The organism is Paenibacillus sp. FSL K6-4396 (assembly GCF_038002525.1).
In the GTDB taxonomy this organism is placed as follows: domain Bacteria; phylum Bacillota; class Bacilli; order Paenibacillales; family Paenibacillaceae; genus Paenibacillus; species Paenibacillus amylolyticus_B.
In genome coordinates, this window is sequence record NZ_JBBOCR010000001.1 from 5,545,947 (window position 1) to 5,565,874 (window position 19,928).

The window sequence follows — 19,928 nt, forward strand, 5'->3', positions numbered from 1 at the left end:
CCATGCAAGATTCGAAGTGCTTCTTACTCGTCAACTCCAGCTCTTTCCACAATCTTGTCGATTATAGAAGGAGTTGTTACAGGCTCGCTCTGTTGAATGGCAACCGGTGCAGGTGTTTTGGACTTGGTAAGGCCCTTGATCAGCTGCTCAACGTCAATGCCGGATACGCTCTTAAGCATCTCTGGAGCCGTCGCCATAAGTTCCGTAACATAGTTACTCACCCGCGTGGCACCTTCACCTTTACCTGTATCTACCACAGTCAGTTTATCAATGGATGCAATCGGCTCGGCAATTTTGCCAGCCAGCTCAGGCAGCATTTTGACAATGATATCGAGTACAGCCGCTTCGCCAAACTTCTGGAACGCCTCAGCCAGTTTTTCCTTCGCTTCTGCTTCTGCAAGTCCCTTCAAACGAATAACTTCAGAGTCCGCTGTACCTTTGGCAAGTTCAGCATCCGCCATAGCCTGACCTTCAAGTCGTTTCTGTTCAGCTGTCGCTTTGGCATGTGTTTCAATGGAGTACTGTACTGCATCTGCTTCACGCATTCTTTTAGCTTTGTCTGCTTCGGCCGCTTGCTCTACTGCATAACGATCTGCTTCGGCCTTTTTCTTCACTTCGGCGTCATATTGCTTCTCACGTACGATGATTTCCTTGGCCTGGAGGTCAATTTCCCGTTCCTTACGAACGAGTTCAACTTTCATTTCCTCTTCGACTACGGTTTGTCTAGCACGTGCCTCATGAATATGGTACGCCTGATCGGCTTCCGCTTTGGCTGTATCTTGATCCCGCTTAAACGTGGCTACTTTCAGTTCCTTCTCTTTGGCTGCCTCGGCGATATTGGTATCCCGCAGCAACTCTGCTTTCTGGCCCTGTTCTTCCGCATTGGCCTTCTGAATACGCGCATCACGCATGGCTTCCGCTTCGGCAATCTCGGCATCACGCTTCACTGCTGCAATTCTCGGTTTACCGAGAGCATCCAGGTAGCCCTGTTTGTCACGAACATCCTTGATCGTAAAGGAAACAATTTGCAGACCCATTTTCTTCAGATCTCTAGCGGCTACGCCTTGAACCTCTTGTGCAAACCGATCCCGGTTCCGATATACTTCTTCCACCGTCATTGTACCGAGAATGGCCCGCAAATGCCCCTCTAGTACCTCCTGTGCTTCGCTTCTCAGCGCTTCTACAGGTTTACCGATGAATTGCTCAGCTGCCGTAGCAACGTCCTCTACAGCGCCTCCAACCTTGATAATAGCGACACCATCAGCGATAACCGGAACACCTTGCTCCGTGTACACTTCAGGTGTGGAGACATCCAGCTTGTGGGACAACAAGGAGATAAATTCTGATTGCTGGAATACCGGCAGGATAAATGCACCGCCACCACGAACAATCTTAATTTTTCGGCCAGAATCATCATCAGAGATATTTTTGCTACCCAAGAATGATCCCGTAACGATCATCGCTTCATCCGGTCCAACCGTTTTGTATCTCGCCCAAAAAGCCAATCCCAATATCAGAATCACACCAACAACAACGGCAGGTATCAACAACACATCCCAATCTAAATTCATTCCACATCTCTCCCCTTATTCATTTATGATGAGTGCTTAAACTACTTAGGTGGTAAGAATACTTATAAATCTTTAAGTACGTTTTCATCCCATTCCGACACACGCAGTACGCCATCTACAACATCCACTACAACAACACGGGCTCCCGCCGCAATGGGGAGGTGTTCAAAACTGGATGCTGTTTGAATCGTACTACCTGATGCAAAGCGGATCATCACTTCACCAAACCCTTTTTCCGGCACCGGAATGGTAATTTCCCCAATTTTCCCAGATAATTCTTTCATTGAAAATGCAATCGAGACATCGCTGTTACGCATCGGTTTGATATATGCGAAGAATACCAGCATGGCTGCAGCAATACCTATAAGCAGGGATAATATTAGACCCGACATCGCACTTAATGAACTATAACGTGTCAGCATAATGCCTGCCCCACCGAAGGTTGTAATGGAACCAGCTAACACAACGGGTTTGAAAAAATCAAGACCTGGCATCTCAAAAGCCCCGTCCAGCAAGCCGTCAATCAAGTCACCCAGCACCAGGCTGACAACCGCAAATATGGCCCCTCCGATCAGACACCCCCAATATATCGTCTCCATTCCCTGTTCCTCCTCTCTCTGCCGCAAATTCATCCTAACTGGGCATTCCACATGTAAATAAATACGTAACTAACATCAAAATGTTTCAAAATCTTTCCTCAAATGTATTCTGGATCCGATAATGGGTATTATCATGGCATTCTTTACTTCATGCTTCATGTTCCTCCATCATTCACGTGTACAGTCCGAATACATGAAAAAACCGCAAGCCCCATGAAGGAGACTTGCGGTTATTGGACAACAGAATGTGTCCGTTCACTTGTCAGTGATTATAGAATTACAGAGAAGCCTTGTAGATGGATACAACATCTTCCCGTTGCAGTTTCTTGAAGTTACCGAATGGACCAAACAGCATAGCTTTATCAGCCATTACGTCGATCTGGCTATCATCGATATCGTAATCAGCCAAACGGTTAGGGGCACCAATAGATGTCCAGAATTGGCTGAGCGCATCGATACCTTCTTCGGCAATCTGTCTGTCCGACTTGCCTTCAGGATTCACTTCGAATACATTAATTGCCAGTCGTTTGAATCGGTCCACATTGACATCCAGGTTATGTTTCATCCAGTGTGGGAACAAGATTGCCAGTCCGCCACCATGTGGAATATCATATACTGCGGATACCGCGTGTTCAATATTATGTGTTGCCCAGTCTCCTGCAAGACCCATATTCAGCACACCATTCAATGCCATTGTTCCGCAATACAGAATCGTTTCGCGCAGTTCATAGTTCTCCAGATCTTCAACCAGACGCGGTGCTGCTTCCATGACAGTACGCAGAATTGTCTCACAGAAGCCAAGTTGAACCGGTGTGTTGGCATCCAGATGGAAGTAATGCTCCAATACGTGGGACATCATATCCACCATACCATATACCGTTTGGTCCAGTGGAACAGTGTATGTATTCACCGGATCCAGGATGGAGAATGCAGGGAATGAATAAGCGCTACCCCAGCCCAATTTTTCTTGTGTATCCTGATTTGTAATAACCGAACCGGAGTTCATCTCCGAACCCGTTGCTGCCATCGTTAATACGGTACCAAGCGGAAGAGCGTCTTGTGCAACGGCTTTGCGCTGAGCAAAATCCCACATGTCGCCATCATATTTAGCACCTACAGCAATCGCTTTGGAGCAGTCCAGTACACTACCGCCACCTACAGCGAGAATCAGGTCAATGTTATTTGTTTTGCAAAGGTCTACCCCTTTATGCACCGTAGAAAGACGTGGGTTAGGTTCAACGCCTGCCAGTTCAGTCACTTCTGCTCCAGCTTCCTTAAGCAATCCGATCACTTGATCATACAGCCCACTGCGTTTGATACTACCGCCACCATATACAAGCAGAACCCGTTTACCGTATTTCGGCACTTCTGTCTTTAATGCTTCCAGTTGTCCTTTACCGAATATCAGACGGGTTGGATTATAGAATTGGAAAGATCTCATATCTATTGTCGCCTCCAAGGGAGTTTAGAATTTTTAGTGCAACTCCAATTATAGTACCCCGTTTATAGAAAAACAAATCGATAGTCACTCACTTTATAACAATCCGTTAATCTCCAAATGTGCTCTAAACATCTCGCTCGTTGAAGGCAAATCCTCAGCGTCCACCCATGTTTCATGGTCCCATAACCCAGCCTGTTTGAATGCCCGCGGACAATGGATAAAACACTCTTCCACATCTACAATGACAGCTGCACCTATGGTTTTACCACTCCAACCCATGCTGGCGATGAATTCCTCATCCTTGGTAATGGTTGCTGTGCCATTAATACGCAGCACTTCATTCATACCCGGAATCAAAAAGAGCATACCAATACCAGGGTTCGACAACATGTTCAACAACGAGTCTATTCGCCGATTGCCTGGGCGCTCGGGATAAACGAGCCGGTATGTATCATAGACTTTTACAAATCCCGCTCCATCACCCCGAGGTGACACATCACTTTTTCCATCATGATCGGACGTGGAAAGGAAAAATAATGGTGACATGGATAAAAAGTTCTGAACATGTGAATCCACAAATGAGATTGCCTTATTACGCACATGTTCATGCGGCTCACCCACCATGCCCTGCAGTTCCTCAGCATCTGTAATCAACGGAATATCCAATGCCTGCTTTTCCAAGTTATTAACCCCATTTCCTCAATTCATTTTGGTACTCCAGGACTTCACTCCATTATAACTGGCTGGGAAGTTCATTCCAATGCACACAAATGTCAGGAACGACAAGAACACCCGCTCATGAATGGGCGGGTGTTTTGGTTTGTTGACTGCTATTCAGTGTATCCCATGCTGCTTACAAAACGACGGAAAGCCTGGCGTCCTGCTTCATCATATTTGTAGACACCTGCATGTTCCAGAATCTCAGCAAATTTTAAGCCAACTTCCTGCTGTACAATGGAAATAGCTTGTTCCTTGTCCAAATTAGGACCAAATCGTTCAATCAATTCTTCCGCCCAGCCCAGATGTTTGTTCAACACATGATCAGAAGCTTTGGCGGCTTCAGCAAGTTTGGCATCTCCAGCGAGAATATCCGCGATACTGTCCAGCTCTTCCTTCAAACGACCTGGCAGGATGGCAAGTCCCATCACTTCGATCAGACCAATGTTTTCTTTCTTCAGATGGTGCATTTCACGGTGAGGATGGAAAATCCCTTCAGGATGCACATCATTTGTACGATTGTTACGCAATACAAGATCCATCTCGTAGCCACCGTCTGCACTGCGACGAACGATTGGTGTTACCGTATTGTGTGGTACCTGCTCGCCGTCTATTTCACTGAATGCTTCAATATCCACAGCTGAATCACTGTAAACCTTCCATGCCTCATACACAGCGTTACCGGCTTCAAGCAGCTCTGCAGGATCGTGTGAGGCCAGACGCATGACGGACATTGGCCATTTCACAAGACTCAATGTAAGTCCAGGTGCATCCGCATGGCGGAATACCGCCTCTGGCTGTGCATTTTGAATCGCAAATGTATGACGACCACCTTGGAAATGGTCATGTGTCAGGATAGAACCGCCCACGATCGGCAAATCCGCGTTAGATCCGATAAAGTAATGCGGGTACTCCCCGACAAAGGCAAGCAGTCTGCGCAGCGTATCTTTGGTCAGCTTCATCGGCACATGATCATGATGGAAAATAATGCAGTGCTCATTGTAGTACACATACGGCGAGTATTGGAACAACCAAGGCTCGTTGTTAAGATTCAACGGAATGACCCGCAGATTCTGGCGGGCCGGGTGATTCACCCGACCAGCGTAGCCTACATTTTCACGACACAGCTGGCATTTTGGATATACCGGTGGCGGAAGCAATTTCGCCATGGCAATTTCCTTCGGGCTTTTCTCCGGCTTCGAGAGGTTAATGGTAATCTCCATCTCCCCATAAGCCGTATCCTGCGTCCAATAGACGTTCTTCGAGATGCGATCCATCCGAATGTAGTTGGAGTTAATCGACAAGTCATAGAATTGGGATGTGGCCGCCTCAATGCCTTCCGTCTGCTCGGTGTGGCGGAATGCGCGTACCACTTCGGATGGGCGTGCCATCAACTGACCCATGATTTTGGCATCCAGCAAATCACGGAACGTATCACTATTTTCAGGAATGAGTCCAATGGAAAATCCATAATCGATCAACGTATCCAGCATCGCCTGTGGACTATCGGGCACAGTTGTGTCCAACTCACCGGCATAAGGCTCTGAGAATCCGAATTGTTCCAACAAGAGGTTGCGGCTATAATCCCAATCCGCTTCCTCGATTAATTGTTTCTGCAAGGCAAATGCAACCAGACGTTCAATGGCATGCAGTGCTTCCTGCTGCTCCGGTGTCCGCTCTGTGGCACCTGCTGCAATATGAGTCTGTGACATAAGGTGTTCGCCTCCTAATTTTTTCCGTAGCCGTCAGGACGTGATTGGTGCCAGCTCCAAGCGCTTTGAATGACATCTTCCAGATTGGTCCATTTCGGATTCCAGCCCAGAACGGATCTCGCTTTTGCAGATGAGGCTACCAATACAGCCGGGTCACCCGCACGACGTGGTTCCTGAACAACCGGAATATCGAGGCCAGTCACTTTTTTAGCTGTTTCGATCACTTGTGTTACCGAGAATCCAGTGCCGTTACCCAGGTTAAACACGTTACTGTTCTCACCTTTGCGCAGGTAATCTACTGCACGCAGATGTGCATCAGCCAAGTCGCTCACGTGGATATAGTCACGGATACATGTTCCATCTTCTGTTGCATAGTCGTCACCAAACACAGCAATGTGTGAGCGTTGTTTCAAAGCCGTTTGCAGTACGAGTGGGATCAGGTGACTCTCAGGCTGGTGATCTTCACCAATTTTGCCGCTCTCATGCGCACCGGCTGCATTGAAGTAACGCAGGGAAACGTACTTGATATCCTGAACTTTATCGAACCATGACATCATGCGTTCCATCATCAGTTTCGTTTCACCATATACATTGGTTGGCTCTGTACGATCGCTCTCTTCGATTGGCACTTTCTCAGGCTCACCGTAGGTAGCTGCTGTAGAAGAGAAGACGATGCGGCGTACGTTAGCTGCATTCATCGCTTCCAACAGACAGAGTGTACCAAACACGTTGTTGTCATAATATTTAACCGGGTCTTTCATACTTTCGCCTACGAGTGAGTTGGCTGCAAAGTGAATGACTGCATCGATTGAATTCTCAGCGAACAGCTTCGCCAGAATTTCTTTGTCACGCAGATCCCCTTCATACAACTTACCGCCGAGCAACGCTTCACGATGCCCTGTCTGCAAGTTATCCAGTACAACAACCTCTTCTCCACGTTCCAACAAAGCCGCTACCGTATGAGATCCAATATACCCTGCTCCACCTGTCACCAAAATTGCCATTTTACTTCGCCTCCTTCAATTCTTTAACACCGTCACCTACGCCGCACACATAAAAATCACCTTTGAGACTGGTGCGCGCTTCATATGCAGCGCCCACTTCGCTTACAAAACGCTCGACATCATTTTCATGCACCAGCGATACGGTACAACCGCCAAATCCTGCGCCAGTCATTCGGGCACCAAGTGTGCCAGGAATCCGCTGAGCTTCTTCAACCATAACATCCAGCTCATCACAGCTTACTTCATACAAGTCACGAAGCGATTCATGAGAAGCGTTCATCAATTGGCCGAAGGTTTCCAGATCATTACGCTGCAATGCTTCGACCGATGCGAGCACACGTGCATTCTCTTCCACAACATGTTGTGCGCGCTGTCTTACTTTCTCATCCTTGATCTGATCCTGTAGTGTTACGAACTGCTCTGGCGTCAATTGAGCCAGGTAATTCAGTGCAGGCAGCTGTTCCTTCAAGATGGCAAGTGCCTGCTCGCATTGGGAGCGACGTTCATTGTATGCCGAATCTACCAGACCCCGGCGTTTGTTTGTGTTACCGATGACCAATTTGTAGGAGCCTGTACGGAAAGGAACCTTTTCGTACTCCAGTGTGTCACACATCAGCAGGATCGCGTGATCCTGCGCACCGTTGGCCACAGCGAACTGATCCATGATTCCACAGTTGACACCTACGAACTCATTTTCCGCTTTCTGGGACAGAAGTGCCAGTTGAACTGTATCAATATCCGCTACGCCCTCCAGAGATTGAATCGCGAATCCGGTGAGTACCTCCAGAGATGCAGATGATGAAAGTCCTGCCCCGTTCGGAATCTCCCCGTGGTACAGGAAGTCGTAGCCTTTTGTTACATTTACGCCTTTGCCTTGCAATTCAACCATGACACCAACAGGATAGTCGGTCCATTCTCCGGTTTTCTCCTTACCGATGGAGGAAGTATCCAGTGCTCCTTCATAAGACATGTTCGTGGAAGCCAGTTGCAACTGATTGTCCTGACGCTCACGGATAATTAATGTTGTTCCGAATTCAAGTGCTGCCGGAAGCACGTATCCACCGTTATAGTCAATGTGCTCACCGATCAGATTCACACGCCCAGGGGCATGAAACACACGGATATCCGCTCCATTCTCTCCGTACTTCTCAATAAACTTTTGTTTCAATTCAGTTACGTTCACTGCTGGTGCACCTCGCCTCGTTGTTGTGGTTTTCTTAATGTTATTATATAAGAAAGCGGTGCCTCTTGTAATGCAACCATGTGTGTTTCATATGGATAAATGTGACCTTAAGGCGTATAATGATCGGAGCATCCCGGAAAGAAGGAAACGACCATGTCAGATCAATCCAACCCCAAGAAAGAATCCCTTGCATCTTCTACCGAAAAAATACAGGAGTCACCTTCCGGTAAAAGTGGAGCACTCAGTTATTCGGTTGCCTCCAATCCCGTCTATTATGAGCAAGGCGCACTGCATGTCCTGTTTGCCGGAGCAAGCCAGACCCTTCCGGGTCACGCCCTCGGCCCTAAATTGTTTGATTATTATCTGCTGCATTATGTAGAAAAAGGGGCGGGTACGTTCCGTACCGAACTGCACACCTACGAGTTATCCGCAGGTGATTGTTTCCTCATTCACCCCGGACAGCTGGTGAGCTACCAGTCTCACGCCCGTAACCCATGGCAATACCGCTGGATCGCCTTTACGGGCAGCCAGGCTGCCCAGTATGCCGAGGAGGCAGGATTCCGCCCGGAAAAGTCCGTTTTTCATGCCGGACCCTCTTGTGGAATTTCCGATTGGTTATCCGTGATGCAGGATGCTTTTGCCGAGCGCAAAGAAAGCTCCCATTTCACATCACTGGGTACGTTATATATGATTCTAGCCGAAGCACAGAATCACCTTTCGCAGGGCCAAACCTTAATTCCCGGTGAATCCTCCATCCGACGTACGGTGAAACAAATGATTCAATATATGTCTACCCAGTATGCCTATCCTGTCTCCATTGAACAAATGTCTGCGAGTCTTGGGTACAACCGGGCCTATCTATCCCGTATTTTCAAACAGGAAACCGGACTGTCGCCAGTCACGTATCTGCTAAAACTGCGGATCGACAAGTCGCGCCAACTCCTAAGAGGACGCCCAGATCTGTCCATCGAACAGGTATCTGCATCGGTCGGACTGCCAGACGCGCTGTATTTCTCCAAACAGTTCAAACGATTTCACGGTGAAGCGCCCAGCTTGTATCGAGAGAAAATACTGTCCCGTTCACTACATCAGGGTTTACAGAAAAATGCTCAACAGATCAAACGGTGAGCAACATAACGGACGGAACCACGTACAACAAAAAAAGGTGCATTCCGCCATTATGGCTAAGATGCACCTTTTGCACTTTATTTATTTGTCATCTGGCTCCGGAGACAGAATGGATTCAATCCGTTCCAATTCCTCTGTAGAAAAATCCAGTTGACTGAGCGCAGCCACATTCTCTTCAATCTGGGAAGGACGACTTGCGCCAATCAGCGCAGAAGTTACCCTGCCATTACGCAGCACCCATGAGAGTGAAAATTGGGCCAAACTCTGACCACGGGCTGCTGCAATCTGGTTCAGCGCACGCACTTTGCGGAGCGTCTCTGGAGAGATGTTGTTTTCATTCAGGAATACCGACGGTCCTTTGGCACGTGAGTCTTCCGGGATACCATTCAAGTATTTGTTCGTGAGCACACCTTGTGCCAATGGACAGAATGCAATACTGCCTGTTCCATACTCATCCAGCACGTCCTGCAAACTATCTTCAATCCAGCGGTCCAGCAGCGAGTATTTCGGTTGATGGATTAACAGGGGCGTACCCAGACCTTTCAGAATTTCGGCAGCCTGTCTTGTCTGCTCTGCGGGATAGTTGGAGATCCCTACATACAGGGCTTTGCCCGAGCGAACAATATGATCCAGTGCCATCATCGTTTCTTCCAAAGGCGTTTCGGGATCATAACGATGTGAATAGAAAATATCCACATAATCCAGGCCCATACGCTTCAAGCTTTGATTCAGACTGGAGACCAGATTTTTGCGTGAACCCCACTCGCCATACGGCCCAGGCCACATATAATAACCCGCTTTGGTGGAGATCACCAGTTCATCACGATAAGGTTTCAGATCCTGGGCCAGTACCTGTCCAAATAACTGCTCTGCCGAACCTGCCGGTGGGCCATAGTTGTTGGCAAGATCAAAATGTGTAATACCCAGATCAAATGACCGGGTAATCATATTTCGGCCATTCTCAGCGTTATTGATACCGCCAAAGTTATGCCACAGCCCCAGTGAAATCGCTGGCAGTTTCAAACCCGAACGTCCAACGCGGTTGTATTTCATCGTTTCATAGCGAGTATCGCTTGCTACGTAGACCATCATGAATCCCTTCTTTCCCCAGGTTCCGCCTCCTGATCCGGTCAACACCGGAGAATGCGGTTATTCAGTCCATACGTTTAACCAAGAAGCTGGTCCACATGATTCATTACCTCACCAATCGGCTCTGTAATCAGCAAATCCGCCCTGCTGTCGTAAGCGGTAGGTGTAGCATTGAGCAGAACGGTATGTTTTCCCTGAAAATACGTAATTAACTGGGCTGCTGGATATACCGTCAGTGACGTGCCGCCCACGAGTAACAGGTCTGCGGAAGACAATGCATCAATAGAGCGATACAATGTTGTCTGGTCCAGCTCTTCCTCGTATAGCACCACATCCGGCTTGATAACACCACCGCATGCGGTACAGCGAGGTACGGTATCTTGGGATTGTATAATATCATTCAGTGCATAAAACTGCTTGCAATCCATGCAGGCATTACGATGAATTGAGCCATGTAGCTCCAGGACATTGCTGCTGCCTGCCTTCTGATGTAGTCCATCGATATTTTGCGTGATCACTGCCTGAAGTTTTCCTTCCTTCTCCAGACGAGCCAATAGTCGATGGCACCCGTTAGGTTCCGCATCTGGATGAAGCATTTTGCCTCGATAAAAATCATAAAAAATATCCGCATGCTGATCAAAAAAATGTCGGCTTAACAACTCTTCCGGTGGATAAGGCGAATGCTGCTCTGTCTGATACAGACCCGCAGCCGAGCGGAAGTCGGGAATCCCGCTTTCCGTTGAAGTTCCGGCCCCTCCGAAAAAAACAATCCGGGAGCTTTCCTGAATCCAGGCAGCCAGTTGTTCTGTTACGTTCATCCTCTCTCCTCCTTTTGGCCAGAGTGACTTATATAATCACACTTATCTCATTATAATGACGAATAATGGCATGTGCATCAACCAGGTGAGATCCTTGATCTAACTGCGGACAGTAACCGAGCGTATAGGATACCTCTGCGTGACGCCCCATCTGCATATCCCCATTACTGTCTCCAATTACAACGGCCTCCGCAGGATCGATATGTAATTCATGGCAAGCCAAGAGTGCTGCTTCTCCATCCGGTTTGCCCTGGGTCACCCGATCACAGCCCACAATGGAGGTGAAAAAGGAACGTATCCCCATCCAATCCAGATGTGTTTCTGCTGCCGCTGTACTGTCTGAAGTGACAACTGCCAGAGGTATGTCTGCTGCCCTGCAACTCTGTAAGAAAGCAAGTAATCCTGGCATCGGTTCAGCCGATTTGCGCTCTCTTACCGATTTCATGGCCACACTTGAAAATTGGCGTATCGTTGTGATCGCTTCATTCCATGGCAAGCCTGCTGCATATAACTGCCCGGCAAGCAATCCCGTGCACTCATCCACAGTCGCAATGGCAAGTGGACCTTGCGGATCATAGCCGACAATGTGACCTTCTGCGTTATGAATGGTGCCCAGGACGTGCTCCAGTTCAACCGTAAATGAAGCTCCAAGCTCATTCATACGTGATTGTAACTGACTCAGCAATGTCTCTGCCCACGGCCCCCATAGCTGGAGGAATTCCAGCAGTGTTCCATCTTTATCGAACAGGATAGCTTTACATGGGATCTGCGCTCCATTCACTTTAAGCATGGTCATCCATATCACCTCCATCAAGTTATGCTATCAATGCATTCAACCCTTAATGCAGAATAATCAAGATCTACTCGATGGTACTTAACCAAGCCAGTACCGTCTTGACGGTCTGATTCAGCTGTTCTTCTCCACTCACTTCCGGCTCGCCATCCCCTTTTTGATGACCATAATCACCGAACTGGGCGTGGTTTCCACCTTCAATGGTGTAGTACACCGTCTCCGCGGGCAAATACATCCGTCCACTCTGATACTTGGTCATATTCACAACCTCATCTTTAGTACCCAGAATGGATAAGGCAGGTAGACCCAATGTCAACAGACTTCCTTTTTCATCCGGGTAAGATGCCAAGAAGAAGATCCCATGAAGTGCATCTGGATGCACGGCTACATAACGTGCAGCCATGGATCCGCCGAGAGAGTGTCCACCCATAACAAATTGTTCCTCTGGATATGCTGCCAGAATCTCATCTGCCAAGTTTGGCTTAAGCACTGCCAGGTTAACTGGCATCTTGGCAATAATCGTGTGATGACCGGCAGAAGCCAGCTCATGGGCAAGTGGTGCATAACTTTCCGGTTTTACCAGTCCACCAGGGTAGAAAAGCACACTTTTCCCCGTCGGTTTGTCTGGCACAAAATCAATCCAGTTCTCTTGTTCACTCACCGTCACCTTATTGGCTGTTTCCATAGCTGTTTGAGCTGTCTCCTGTGGACCGTATGGTGTGAATAATTTCCACGCAACAAATCCACATCCAATGACAATGAGCGCCAGAAGTACGAGCAGGAATTTCCCGATGCCCCTCTTCTTGCGCCCTGTATTATACCGATTTCTCAACGTTAATCACCTTTCTTCACTTCCGCAGGTGCCGCGGCTCACAGAATTGGGAGCCCTCATTCATCAGGCTCCCCTTCTACGAATTAAAAAATATTATTCAGCCTTGGCCTTACGGTAAGCATCCATATATTGTTCCGCTTTGCGACGGACATGACTCAGGTCACCCGTCTTCACAGCTTCCGATGTCAAGTCGGAGCCGATCCCTACAGCCACTGCTCCGCCCTTGATCCAATCTCCCAGATTAGACAAGGATACCCCGCCAGTTGGCATAAAATTAGCCTGAGGCATAGGGCCCTTCATCGTTTTGATAATCGAAGGATCATACAGATTACCTGGGAACAACTTCACAATGTCCACGCCGAGTTCCAATGCGCGTTGAACGTCAGCAATCGTCATCACACCAGGCAGAATCGGAATTCGATACAGATTGCAGATCTGAACCGTATCCGGATTCAGGGAAGGCCCAACTACAAACTCGGCACCCGACATGATGGCCGCTCTTGCCGTTTGCGGTTCAAGCACCGTTCCCGCACCAATAATCGCGAATTTCTCTGGATCTTGTGTGTTCCAATGATATACACGGCTTAATTTTTCAATGGCTTTGAGTGCACTGGGTACTGTCATCGTAATCTCGATAACTTTAATGCCACCCGCAATCGCTTGCTCGGCCATGGCAATGACTTGATCCGCAGAATCTGCACGCAGAACTGCCACAACCCCATTGTCCGTAATCTTTTGCAACAGCTGAAGCTTCTTCATTTCATTCTCTCCCTTGTCAATGTGGTGGTTGTGTATACAAGCCTTACATTTAAGAACGAAGATGAGCCATATATGATTTCAGCAGCGACTAACGCTCAACATGGGCAACGTTGTTCAGCTTGGCCTCGACCTGCCCCCACGTCGGGAGCGCCTCCCAATCGCCAACAGCCTGTATAACCATGGAACCGGTCAAATTGCCGAGACGGGTTGCTTCCTGCGGGGAGTATCCTTTTAATAAACCCGATAAAAATCCCGCACAGAATCCGTCTCCTGCTCCTACCGTATCCAGAACATTATCCGCCTTAAAGTACGGAACTTCAGTTAGGGTACCATTCGCTAATACGTAGGTCAAATCAGGGCCACCCTTCACAATGCACACAGCATTCATGGCAGATAAACGCTCAAGTACTTTTTGATCATTTTCTTCGTTATATAGAAGTTTCATCTCGTCCAGACCCGGTAAAAAGTAGTCCGCCAGTTCAGCTAAACGCAGTAAAACCGGACGGGCCTCATCCGCAGACCATAGTTTGAGACGCAGATTTGGATCAAAGCTTACTTTCACCCCTGCCTGTTTGGCAATATGTATAGCAGCCTCTACCGTAGCAAGTCCGGACGGGCTTATCGCTGCCGTTATACCCGTAACGTGCAATATCTTCGCCCCGGCAATATAGTCGGGATCCAGATCATCAGGTGTGATCGCACTTGCAGCAGATAGCTTCCTATAATAATGCACCGAGGCTTTCCCGGAAGCGTTCTCACGAATCATCAAACCAGTGGGCTCGTGATCACTCAACCTTACCCGGGATACATCTACGCCTTCACCGCGAATGGCTTTCAGTATCATACTGCCGATCGGATCATTGCCCAAGCGTCCAAACCAACCACTGGTATGCCCCAGGCGGGATACGCCAATAGCCAGATTGCTCTCAGCACCCCCGAAAGACTTGTCCAGTGTGGCTGCATATTCCAGCCCTCTTGTATCCTTGGCAGTCAGCAAACCCATACTCTCCCCAAACGTAATAATTTCCGGGCTTGGATAGGGACTCGTTGACATGATTTCTTCCCTCCTTATATTTACATTCCCTCATCTTCTTTTTCTATTGTCATCCTCTATGCAACCGTTGTCAATCCCGTTGCGTTCATTTTGTTGTCACAGCTTTGAGAAAAGATAACGCTTACTAATGTGAATTAAATCACAATAGATAATGCACATCCATATTACCCTTATTACAGATGCAAATGACCTGGCAACCAGGGTCTATAAGGGGGCTACACCATGAAAAATCAGACACTGATCCGGGATGATCAGGAATCTTTCTTTTACAATCTGCGCTTTATGCTTATCGTCTGTGTCCTGGCTGGTAATGCACTTGAACCACTCATCACACGTTTTGCAGGAGCGGAAGCTCTGTTCCTGTGGATATATACGTTTCACATGCCACTCTTTGTATGGGTGACCGGGTATTTTGCGACACACTCACTCCAGGGTGCATCTGGGCGAAACGTCCTGAAGCAGATTGCACTACAGTATGTACTGTTTCAGTCCTTATACGCATTGATGGACTTTACCGTATTCCACACACCCCATATGCGGCTATCCTTCTTTGCACCTTACTTGCTGTTATGGTTTCTCGCGAGTCATTTCTGTTGGCGACTGTTGCTTCGTCTGACGATTTCCTGGAAACCGATATATCGGCTGATTGGATCGATTACGCTTGGTATAATTGCCGGGTATTTGCCCATCGACGGGTTCTGGCTCAGCTTCAGCCGTACGTTTGTATTTCTGCCGTTCTTTGTCATCGGTTATGACTATGGAACAACCATCCGTTCACGTTTATTATCCGGTTGGGGTCGAAAAACCGCAGCCATCCTCTCTGCTGCACTGTTGGTATGGATCGGGTATGGGGGTTTGAATATTTCAACCGGATGGTTACTCGGCAGCATGACGTACGCCGAACTGGGTCACCACGAATGGTATGCCGGCATCTTCCGACTTGGAGTCTACCTATTGGAGATCGCATCGGCAGCACTGTTCTTGGCCTGGGTACCTTCCTTGACTTCCAGACTGACGGACCTTGGACGACGCACACTCTATGTATTCCTGCTGCATGGGTTTCTCGTTCGTCTCGCGATCTGGTCCGGAGTCTACAGTTATATGGGAAGCTCGGCGTATATTCCAGTCATACTGGTCATTGCCATACTCTTCGCAGTCACACTGGCTCTGCCGGCTGTGCGTCACACGTTCAAACCCTTGATTGAACCGGATATATCCCGATTTTCTTTCAATCGACATGAGGTGTTTAAACGATCGGCCTAACGCTCTGACGGATCTCTTCACCATCGATTCTATTCTGCTGTGTTGTTTCAGGCTGGAAATAAGGTGGTAAATTAGGGATACGCGCTACAAAAAACAACTTATCGTTGTAAGGAGTGATTTGTAATGGCACGTCAACCGACGTCAGAACGCAAGATGAGCCGTGAGGAAGCTGGCAGATTAGGTGGCAAAGCGACTTCCAAGAACCATGATCGAAGCTTCTACCAGATGATTGGAAAAAAGGGTGGAGAAGCGACTTCAGATGCCCATGACACTGACTTTTACAAGCAGATTGGTCGCAAGGGCGGCGAAGCAACCTCCGAAACTCATAATAAGGAATTCTATCGTGAGATTGGACGCAAAGGCGGAAGCAACTCATGAATTCCGCTTGCCACATCGAAACATGATCATAGCTTTCACGTAAATCAAGAAGTCTAATTCCATGAAAATGGTTTGAGGCTTCTTTCTATTGTTTGTAGAAATATGACGACGGTTGTGATAGACTCAATAGAAAAACCGGGTGTTCACGGGTTTAAAGCAGCAAAGAATTTCAAAAACTACGGGGAGCTCGACACCGGCATGCCGGTCCTTTTTTTAGAGTACGGATGAAATTAAACGACAGATGCACTGCCATTTACTTTTCCATTCATGTTGCTCAATATTATATATTTGGGGGGAATACACCATGTCAGCCAAGAAGATGCGTTCCGATATGATCAAAAAAGGTTTTGACCGTGCACCACACCGGAGTTTGCTCCGCGCAGCGGGCGTTAAAGAAGAGGATTTCGGCAAGCCGTTTATTGCCGTATGTAACTCATACATCGATATCGTGCCCGGCCACGTCCACCTTCAGGAATTCGGTAAAATTGTAAAGGATGCTATTCGTGAAGCCGGTGGCGTTCCATTCGAATTCAACACCATCGGAGTAGATGATGGTATTGCCATGGGACACATTGGTATGCGTTACTCGCTGCCAAGCCGTGACATTATCGCGGATTCCGTGGAAACCGTTGTATCTGCACACTGGTTCGACGGCATGGTATGTATCCCGAACTGTGACAAAATTACACCAGGCATGATGATGGGTGCGCTTCGCGTAAACATCCCTACCCTGTTCGTAAGTGGTGGACCAATGAAAGCTGGTCGTGACAGCAATGGTAAAGCTCTTTCCCTGACTTCCGTATTTGAAGGTGTAGGTGCTTACCAAGCAGGTAAAATCGATGATAAGAGCTTGCTTGAACTTGAACAGTTTGGCTGTCCAACATGTGGATCATGTTCCGGTATGTTTACGGCAAACTCCATGAACTGTCTGGCAGAAGCGATGGGACTGGCTATGCCAGGTAACGGAACCATCCTTGCCGTTGCTCCTGAGCGTCGTGAGTTTGTTAAACAATCCGCTACCCAATTGATGGAACTCATCAAAATGGACTTGAAACCACGTGATATCGTAACTGTAGAAGCGATCGATAATGCGTTTGCACTGGATATGGCGATGGGTGGCTCTACGAATACAGTACTGCACACGCTGGCACTGGCTCATGAAGCAGGTATCGAGTATCCAATCGAACGTATTAATGAAGTAGCTAACCGCGTTCCGCACCTGGCGAAACTTGCACCTGCTTCCGATCTTCACATCGAAGACGTTCATAATGCAGGCGGCGTAAGTGCAGTGCTGAACGAATTGCTCAAAAAACCAGGCGCAATTCATGGTGACTGCATTACAGTAACAGGTAAAACAATCCGTGAGAACGTTGAAGGAAAAGAAATCCAGGATACAAATGTCATTCATCACCTGGATAACCCGCATTCCGAAAAAGGCGGCCTGGCTGTATTGTTTGGTAACCTTGCACCACAAGGCGCTATCATCAAAGTTGGTGCAGTTGATGCTTCGGTTGGTGGATACCATAAAGGTCCTGCCATCTGCTTTGACTCCCAGGAGCAAGCGCTCGAAGGTATTGCTAACGGCAAAGTAAAAGAAGGACATGTTGTTGTTATCCGTTATGAAGGACCAAAAGGCGGACCAGGTATGCCTGAGATGCTGGCTCCTACTTCCCAGATCGTAGGTATGGGATTGGGTGCCAAAGTTGGCCTGATCACCGATGGACGCTTCTCTGGAGCATCCCGCGGAATTAGTATCGGACATATCTCTCCGGAAGCAGCTGAGGGTGGTCCAATCGCCTTTGTTGAAGAAGGAGACATCATCGAGCTGGATCTGAACAACCGTATCATCGAATTGCACATCAGTGACGAAGAGTTTGAACGTCGTCGCGCAGGTTGGAAAGGTTTTGAACCGAAAGTAAAAACCGGTTACCTGGCTCGTTATTCCAAACTGGTTACCAATGCAAGCAACGGTGGCGTACTGAGTATCTAATTCACTAATAAATAAAGGGTTGCTCTTCTGCCAAATCTGGCGAAGGGCAACCCTTTTCTTTTGCTGGATGATATAATTAGTCCGTTTAGTTCCGCTCTGGCAATATCTCTTGATCAATTAACAACGATTCATCTCTGGATTCTTCCATCGTTGCTGCCACCTGCGTCGTATGTTGACCGTAACGCTCCAACAATATATCCAGCGGCATGGCAATCATCTTGGGTACCAATTGTTCTGTACGCTGTTTCAGACGTTTGGTTCCTGCCGGATGGATCACACTTAAGAGCAGTTTCAGGTATACTTTGGATGCAGCACTGAACGGTCCAGGGGGCAATTCTTGAATGGTAAATCCGAATTTTTCCGGACCTCTGTTAATCATGCTCACACCGTATATCGCTTTGGCAGAGCGTAACTCAGGTTCGAGTGCTACCAGGCGTGCCAAATCCGGCAATTGCTGTTCCATCGTCCGAATCATGCGAATAGCCAAATGCATACTGGAACGTGACGTCACTCCCAGTTCAAACAACTTCTGATTGTCAAAATGCAGTTCTATCACCGGATCTCCATTTTGAATAACATGGCCGTCATTCATCTCCACCCGTGCTCCGTGATATACACGTGATCTGAAGTGCAGCATTGGGTCCTCCGGCGAAGCTGTCCGTAGATGATATACCCAGTGGAATAACTTCTCCCAGCCCAACCATAAGGCAACAACGATTCGTTTCCATAACTTCAACGTTGTCTGTGGTTGATTCTTGTTCTGAGATTCGCTCACTGTAACACCTCCCATCAACGTATCAACGCGTACGCTTTGCAGGCCTAACCGTTCAGCTTCCTGTAATACGAGTTCCAGCGCCTGAAGCATCTGCTCCGGCGCGTGTGCATCAGCACCAAGGGTCGTTCCTCGATCATGCAGCAGCATGACCTCTCCGCCTCTCAGTTCCTTCAGCATCCGTTCAGTCAATCTCTGGGCACCTACTCGGCTTCTCCAGTCTTCAAACATGGAAGACCATAGTACAATCTTTCGTTCTTTCTTGCTGAAAAAATCAAACAGATTCATAATCCCCCATGGTGGACGATAATAACAAGTCTTCACGCCGGTTACTTCATGGATAATCTGACCTGTTCGCTGAATCTGGTCACGAACCGTACGCGGCCGCATGAGCCAGTTCGTTTTGTGAATATAATTATGAATGCCAATAAGATGGCCTTCGTCATGTATGCGCTGAATGAGTTCAGGATGACTCGCGGCATGTTCTCCAACGACAAAAAATGTGGCTTTTGCTTGATGCTGACGAAGCAGATCGAGCAATCTCGGCGTATAGTGCGGATCTGGCCCATCGTCAAACGTTAAAGCAAATTGTGTATCACTTCTCCCCCGTCGGAATACACGAAAACCAAAAAGCCTGCTGATCAAACTTGGAATAAAGGCGTAAAAAGATGAAAGATACAATAACCACAGTAAAATACTCTGAAGTATCGTTGTCATGTTGCAAGCTCCCCACTTCTCCTGCTGAATTACGATGCACAATGGCACTATCTAAAATAAACCGCCTTTAATTTTATCATAGTTCAGACTTTTCTTGAATCCTGTTTT

The 19,928-nt window shown here is 47.9% G+C and carries 17 protein-coding genes and 1 pseudogene; 4 read left to right on the plus strand and 14 right to left on the minus strand.

Annotation, left to right across the window (positions count from 1 at the left end; translation table 11 throughout):
• Positions 1-23: 23 nt before the first annotated feature.
• The 7 genes from MHB85_RS24250 to MHB85_RS24280 all read right to left on the minus strand — a co-directional run bounded on the left by MHB85_RS24250 (position 24) and on the right by MHB85_RS24280 (position 8,227).
• Positions 24-1,571, minus strand: a complete 1,548-nt coding sequence (locus MHB85_RS24250; RefSeq protein ID WP_310337560.1) for a flotillin family protein — start codon at positions 1,569-1,571, stop codon at positions 24-26.
• Positions 1,572-1,633: 62 nt separating this feature from the next.
• Complete coding sequence (locus MHB85_RS24255) at positions 1,634-2,170, minus strand: hypothetical protein (protein ID WP_017686844.1); 537 nt, start codon at positions 2,168-2,170, stop codon at positions 1,634-1,636.
• A 277-nt stretch (positions 2,171-2,447) separates the two neighbouring features.
• Positions 2,448-3,611 (minus strand): iron-containing alcohol dehydrogenase, encoded by a 1,164-nt coding sequence (locus tag MHB85_RS24260; RefSeq protein ID WP_339236914.1) that lies wholly within the window; start codon positions 3,609-3,611, stop codon positions 2,448-2,450.
• Positions 3,612-3,704: 93 nt separating this feature from the next.
• A complete protein-coding gene (locus MHB85_RS24265) occupies positions 3,705-4,292 on the minus strand; it encodes an MSMEG_1061 family FMN-dependent PPOX-type flavoprotein (RefSeq protein WP_256975382.1) in 588 nt (195 codons plus the stop codon).
• A 149-nt stretch (positions 4,293-4,441) separates the two neighbouring features.
• Positions 4,442-6,040: a UDP-glucose--hexose-1-phosphate uridylyltransferase gene (locus tag MHB85_RS24270; RefSeq protein WP_341073838.1), complete on the minus strand. Its 1,599-nt coding sequence runs from the start codon at positions 6,038-6,040 to the stop codon at positions 4,442-4,444.
• A gap of 14 nt (positions 6,041-6,054) precedes the next feature.
• Complete coding sequence (gene galE, locus MHB85_RS24275; RefSeq protein WP_341073839.1) at positions 6,055-7,044, minus strand: UDP-glucose 4-epimerase GalE; 990 nt, start codon at positions 7,042-7,044, stop codon at positions 6,055-6,057.
• Between the two features lies 1 nt (position 7,045).
• Positions 7,046-8,227 (minus strand): galactokinase, encoded by a 1,182-nt coding sequence (locus tag MHB85_RS24280; protein ID WP_341073840.1) that lies wholly within the window; start codon positions 8,225-8,227, stop codon positions 7,046-7,048.
• Between the two features lie 153 nt (positions 8,228-8,380).
• Between MHB85_RS24280 and MHB85_RS24285 the strand changes: the two genes are divergently transcribed.
• Positions 8,381-9,355 carry an AraC family transcriptional regulator gene (locus MHB85_RS24285; RefSeq protein WP_341073841.1) on the plus strand — a complete coding sequence of 325 codons (975 nt, stop codon included), beginning with the start codon at positions 8,381-8,383 and terminating at the stop codon, positions 9,353-9,355.
• Between the two features lie 81 nt (positions 9,356-9,436).
• Here the strand turns inward: MHB85_RS24285 and mgrA are convergent, their stop codons facing one another.
• From mgrA to MHB85_RS24315, 6 genes are all read right to left on the minus strand, one after another.
• Positions 9,437-10,444, minus strand: coding sequence for an L-glyceraldehyde 3-phosphate reductase (gene mgrA / locus MHB85_RS24290; protein ID WP_091020503.1), 1,008 nt, complete (start codon positions 10,442-10,444; stop codon positions 9,437-9,439).
• 77 nt (positions 10,445-10,521) lie between these two features.
• A complete protein-coding gene (locus MHB85_RS24295; RefSeq protein ID WP_091020412.1) occupies positions 10,522-11,262 on the minus strand; it encodes an NAD-dependent protein deacylase in 741 nt (246 codons plus the stop codon).
• Positions 11,263-11,290: 28 nt separating this feature from the next.
• Positions 11,291-12,058: an HAD family hydrolase gene (locus MHB85_RS24300; RefSeq protein WP_341073842.1), complete on the minus strand. Its 768-nt coding sequence runs from the start codon at positions 12,056-12,058 to the stop codon at positions 11,291-11,293.
• Between the two features lie 64 nt (positions 12,059-12,122).
• Positions 12,123-12,887 (minus strand): alpha/beta fold hydrolase, encoded by a 765-nt coding sequence (locus MHB85_RS24305; protein ID WP_105601804.1) that lies wholly within the window; start codon positions 12,885-12,887, stop codon positions 12,123-12,125.
• A gap of 93 nt (positions 12,888-12,980) precedes the next feature.
• Positions 12,981-13,646: a bifunctional 2-keto-4-hydroxyglutarate aldolase/2-keto-3-deoxy-6-phosphogluconate aldolase gene (locus tag MHB85_RS24310; RefSeq protein WP_017686833.1), complete on the minus strand. Its 666-nt coding sequence runs from the start codon at positions 13,644-13,646 to the stop codon at positions 12,981-12,983.
• 88 nt (positions 13,647-13,734) lie between these two features.
• Positions 13,735-14,700 carry a sugar kinase gene (locus tag MHB85_RS24315; protein ID WP_341073844.1) on the minus strand — a complete coding sequence of 322 codons (966 nt, stop codon included), beginning with the start codon at positions 14,698-14,700 and terminating at the stop codon, positions 13,735-13,737.
• Positions 14,701-14,922: 222 nt separating this feature from the next.
• Here MHB85_RS24315 and MHB85_RS24320 point away from each other — a divergent pair, with 222 nt between their 5' ends.
• The 3 genes and pseudogenes from MHB85_RS24320 to ilvD all read left to right on the plus strand — a co-directional run bounded on the left by MHB85_RS24320 (position 14,923) and on the right by ilvD (position 18,331).
• Positions 14,923-15,963 (plus strand): acyltransferase family protein, encoded by a 1,041-nt coding sequence (locus MHB85_RS24320; protein ID WP_341073845.1) that lies wholly within the window; start codon positions 14,923-14,925, stop codon positions 15,961-15,963.
• A 123-nt stretch (positions 15,964-16,086) separates the two neighbouring features.
• Positions 16,087-16,329 (plus strand): annotated as a pseudogene (locus MHB85_RS24325) (KGG domain-containing protein); the annotation flags it as partial.
• A 316-nt stretch (positions 16,330-16,645) separates the two neighbouring features.
• Positions 16,646-18,331, plus strand: a complete 1,686-nt coding sequence (gene ilvD, locus MHB85_RS24330; protein ID WP_036616973.1) for a dihydroxy-acid dehydratase — start codon at positions 16,646-16,648, stop codon at positions 18,329-18,331.
• Between the two features lie 85 nt (positions 18,332-18,416).
• On the opposite strand, the gene MHB85_RS24335 is transcribed toward ilvD, so the two are convergent.
• A complete protein-coding gene (locus tag MHB85_RS24335; protein ID WP_105601809.1) occupies positions 18,417-19,820 on the minus strand; it encodes a polysaccharide deacetylase family protein in 1,404 nt (467 codons plus the stop codon).
• Positions 19,821-19,928 lie beyond the last annotated feature (108 nt).